We start from the raw sequence: 5152 nt of genomic DNA on the forward strand, positions 1-5152 counted from the left end.
TGTCCACCGACCCCGGCCAGCCGCGCATCGACGATCAGGCCGGCGACGGCAGCGGGAACCTCGGCGCTTGGGCCACCTACCAGGGGCCGGACATGGACTGGCAACCATCCCTCGCGCCCTCTCCAGCGGTGACCCGCACCGACGCCGGCACTCTCCACGCCGGCGACACCCTTCATTACCCGGCCTACGAGCCACCCACCACCCCCGCCCCACTCCACCCCGACCAACCCCAACCCACTGCGGGCAGCCGGCGGGTGCGCGACCGGGATGAGGCCCGGACGCTGTTCGACCAGCACGCCGACCACATCGCCACCACAACGCAGCAGCGGGATCAGCTGCGGCAGCTGTGGAACGCCCTGATCGACCGTATGGACGGCGACGGGTTCATCACCGCCAGCGAGTCAACCCTCGCCGATGCGACATCCACATTGCAGCAGACGGTGCATGGCCGGATCGTGGCATTGCGCGGCCGTGGTCTGCTGCGGCTGGTCCGGGAAGCACACGGTGGCGTGGCGGCGCGGTACAGGGTGACCGATCCGGGTCAGCCCCGGCAAGCATCGTTGCCGGCCCTTCCTGCGGGCAGCCGATGGGTGAGCGACCCGGATGAGGCCCGGACGCTGTTCGACCAGCACGCCGACCACATCGCCACCACAACGCAGCAGCAGGATCAGCTGCGGCAGCTGTGGAACGCCCTGATCGACCATATAAACGACGACGGGCTCATCCCCGCCAGCGAGCCAGAACTCGCCGATGCGGCATCCATACCGCAGCGGACGGTACATAGGCGGATCAGGGTATTGCTCGACAGTGGTCTGCTGCGGCTGGTTCAGGAAGGTCGGGGTCGCGTGGGGGCGCGGTACGGGGTGATCGATCCGGGTCAGCCCCGGCAAGTATCGGTCCCGGTCGACTCGGCCGGCTCGGCCCCAGCCAGGCAGCCGTCCGATCCGGTGGAAGGTGACGGACCGTCTGCTCCTGCCCTGTCGACCGTGGTGGACACCGGGGCGTTGAGTGGCCGGGTTGGCCGGGTTGAGGCAGCGGCCGCGGAGTTGGACGCGCACGTCGGGCAGGCTCCCGCCGGTGCTGCCACGCAGCCGCCGGCGGTGGTGTCTCCGCAGTTGCTGACCGGCCACACCGGCCCGGTGTGGGCGGTGACGTCGTGGCAGGAGGAGTCGGGCCGGCGGCTGCTGGCCTCTGCCAGCACGGATGGGACGGTGCGGATCTGGGATGCGGCCGACGGTCGCCTGGTCCGGAGGTTGGAAGGCCACACCGACGCGGTGTCGGCGGTGACGTCGTGGCAGGAGGAGTCGGGCCGGCGGCTGCTGGCCTCTGCCAGCGGGGATGGGACGGTGCGGATCTGGGATGCGGCCGACGGTCGCCCGGCCGGGAGGTTGGACGGCCACACCGACGCGGTGTCGGCGGTGACGTCGTGGCAGGAGGAGTCGGGCCGGCGGATGCTGGCCTCTGCCAGCATGGATCGGACGGTGCGGATCTGGGATGCGGCCGACGGTCGCCCGGCCGGGACGTTGGAAGGCCACACCGACGCGGTGTCGGCGGTGACATCGTGGCAGGAGGAGTCGGGCCGGCGGATGCTGGCCTCTGCCAGCGAGGATCGGACGGTGCGGATCTGGGATGCGGCCGACGGTCGCCCGGCCGGGACGTTGGAAGGCCACACCGACGCGGTATCGGCGGTGACATCGTGGCAGGAGGAGTCGGGCCAGCGGCTGCTGGCCTCCGCCAGCTTCGACGAGACGGTGCGGATCTGGGATGCGGCCGACGGCCGCCTGATCCAGACATTGGAAGGCCACACCAGCTCGGTGTCGGCGGTGACGTCGTGGCAGGAGGAGTCGGGCCAGCGGCTGCTGGCCTCCGCCAGCATGGATCGGACGGTGCGGATCTGGGATGCGGCCGACGGCCGCCTGATCCAGACATTGGAAGGCCACACCAGCTCGGTGTGGGCGGTGACGTCGTGGCAGGAGGAGTCGGGCCAGCGGCTGCTGGCCTCCACCAGCATGGATCAGACGGTGCGGTTGTGGACCCTGCCGGAGGCTGCTGCGGGGCTGGCGGGGTTGCCTGCCGTGCCGGGTGGGCGGGTTGCCGCTGGAAACGACCCCGGACCTGTGTCCGCGGTGTCGGGGGAGGTGTTCCGGACGGTTCGGGGTTTCGCCAGTGCTGCCGGCCCCGCCGAGGCGGTGGTGGTGTATCCGGATGGTGTGGGCGCTGAGGTTGATCCGCGAGGTCTGTCTGTGGTGGCGCAGCGGCAGGCGGTGACGGATGCCGAAACGTGGGCGGCGAGGGCGAGTGAGAGGACGTGGGATCGGTCTGCGGCTGAACTGCTGGCCGGGGTGCAGGGCCGTGGTGGGGTGTGGCGGGTGGTGCTGGCGTTCGGCGATCGCGGGCATGAGGGTGTGCTGGATCTGGTGGGGCGATTGCTTGATGGTCGGCTCCGGGGGGTGGACGTGCCTGCGGCGGCGGTGATCGAGTTGTCGCCGTATGGTGCTGATCCGTCGGTGGAGCCTCGGACGTTGGTCGAGGTCGCGGCGTTGCGGCTGGCGCGTGGCCAGTCGGGGGCGGTAGCGATCCGTTCGCGGTATGTGGCGGGCGCGGCGGCGAGGTCCGTTCCTGAGGGTCTGATTCCTGTCGATTTCTCGGGTCGGGACACGTTCGCGGGTGGGGCGTTGCTGTGGGAGTTCCACGCGCGTCCGATCTCTCCGGAGGATGCCCGGACGGCTCAGTTCTACCGGGAGGCGACGGGATTGCACGGTGTGCATGCGCCGTACCTTCTGCCGACGGACGGGCGTTGGGCGCGGTTCGGGCAGCAAGCGGCCTCGTATATGCGGAATTGGGTGTTCCCTCCGGTGCCGTGGTCAGGGCTTGGTCGTTGGCGGGTGGTGGAGTTGCGGCAGGCGGAGTTGCTTGCCGGGGAGAGTGTGGCTGGGGCGACGCCGGACGTGGGGCCGGTGGGGTGGGTGCCGGATGGCGCGCGGGTGTTGGTGCTGGGTGTGCCGCGGCCGCATCGGGCGCATCCCACGGCGGTGGTGGGGACATTGTTCGACACGTTCCTGAACAGTGCGTTGCCGCCGGTGGAGTCGGGGTTGCGGGAGCCGGTGTATGTGGTGGTGCACGGGTTCGGTGGGCGGGCATCGCCGGTGGTGTTGGCGCATGTGGCGGAGGATGACCTGTGGCCGGTGCGGATGGGTGAGATGGTCACCGGCCAGCCGGTGGTAGGCACTCGGGAGGTGTCGAACCTCGTCGAGGCGCAGAGTTGGACCCGTGTGCGGCTCGAGTTGCGCCCGATCGCGGCGGCGCTGCAACCGGGCGGGGCGGCTGAGCAATGGCGGGCTCGGGTTCCGGAGCTGACGGCGATGCTTCCCGATGTGACCGTGACTGATCCGGTGGCGGTCGACCTGTCGGACCCGGACGCCGCCGGCACGGTAGGGGTGCGGGCGCATCGCCGGATGGGTGAGCGGGTGGATCAGCTGATCGCGTTGGGTGAGGAGTTGGTCCGGCATACACGCGAGTGGGTGGGTGGGGCTGCGGAAACGGATCGGCTCGATCTGCGGCTGGAGGAATGGGCGGGGCACCGCGACAGTCAGCAGTTGGTGACGGCGTTCGCGAGGGCTGGGCGGTTGACCGATGAGGTGGAAGGCCTGGTAGCGGAGCAGATTGGGCGGGTGTGGGCCGCGGTGGTGCCACCGGGGATCGTCTTGGCCGGAGAGGGCGCGACGGTACCGGACGCCGTCCGGGACGTGTTGCGGGCGGTGTATCTGGGTGCCTGGGTCCTCTCTACGGGACCGGACGGGCCGGTCGTGGTTCGAGGATACGCTGGGCGGCAGCGTGCTGACCTGTCCCGCGTGCGGTCTGGCAGTGGGGCGGAGTTCACCCGGTTCCTGGCTGGTCATGGCGGGGATGTGGCGTTGTTGTGGTCGGCGGACGGTCCGGCAGACCCGGGAGCGCGGGTTTCCAGGCTCCGGACTGCCCTTGACGTGCCGCTGGTGCCGCGGCAGGTGGACGTGGTGGGGCGGGTGCCGGAGGTGTCCGAGCAGCGGCGTGCGGAGTTGTTCTCCGCGGTGAGCGCGTTCGGGGTGGCGCGGGAGTTGTTGGAGGATCAGATCCGGTTGTTGCCGGTTCGGGCGGCGGTGTTGCCGGGGCAGGCCAGCGTTACCGCGCCACCACCGGAAGCGGCACCGTCACCACACGCCGGCGATGCTCCGGTGGTGTACGAGTGGGTGGCCGGGCCGGACGGTGTGGTTCCGGGTGGGGGGCAGTCGTCGGCGGGTGGGTTGCCGGAGTGGATGTACCGGGGGGATCGCCGGGGTGACGGGCTGCTGTGTTTGCTGGACTCGTTGGCGCAGACGCTCAATGGTGTGCGGCCGGGCCAGTATCGCGGGTTCGACAACGTGGAGACACGGACGGGGGCGCTGCTGGACCGGATGGAGGGGTGGCTGGGTTCCGATCATGTGGTGATCCGGGATCTGCGGTCTGGGCGCGGTGCCGAAGTGTATTCGGGTGGGTTCCTGAACGCGTTGGCGGAGCTTTTCCAGGTGCGGGTCCAGGTCGTTGAGCAAGGAGGCGACCGCAGGTGGTACGGACACCCGGTGGTGGGACGGGACGGAGACGCGCCGTTGATGTTGGTCGAGTTCGTGTCACCCGGTTCGGGTGGTGGGCGCGGTTCGGCCGATGAGGAAATGGGTACGTTCTATCCGTTGTTCGTCGATACGGTTCATGCCGCCGCTCTCGGTGGCGCGGCCACCATCACCGATCATCTCATCCAGCGGTGGGAGGCTCTGGTCGGTGGCCATACGGCGCGTATTGACAGGCTTCAAGCCGCTGAGAGGCCGTTGGCGGGGGCGGCCGACCGCGGCCAGGACGTCAGCCAGGCGCGGTCGGTCCTGGATCGGCTGTCGCGCCGGTACCTCGACGGGCTGCGGGAATTCAGGCTCGCGCGGGGGTCGGGTGACCTGAGCGAGTACGTCCGATCGGTGTCCGACATCGCTGCGTTGAGCGGCCGGATTGGCCGGGTTGAGGCAGCGGCCGCGGAGTTGGACGCGCACGTCGGGCAGGCTCCCGCCGGTGCTGCCACGCAGCCGCCGGCGGTGGTGTCTCCGCAGTTGCTGACCGGCCACACCGGCCCGGTGTGGGCGGTGACGTCGTG

At 70.2% G+C, this 5152-nt stretch carries 1 pseudogene; it reads left to right on the forward strand.

Going from position 1 to position 5152, the window contains the following annotated elements:
- Positions 1-590 precede the first annotated feature (590 nt).
- Positions 591-5152 (forward strand): annotated as a pseudogene (locus V6U90_RS32340) (hypothetical protein); the annotation flags it as partial.

This window comes from Micromonospora sp. CPCC 206060, from assembly GCF_036906895.1.
Taxonomy (GTDB): Bacteria; Actinomycetota; Actinomycetes; order Mycobacteriales; family Micromonosporaceae; genus Micromonospora.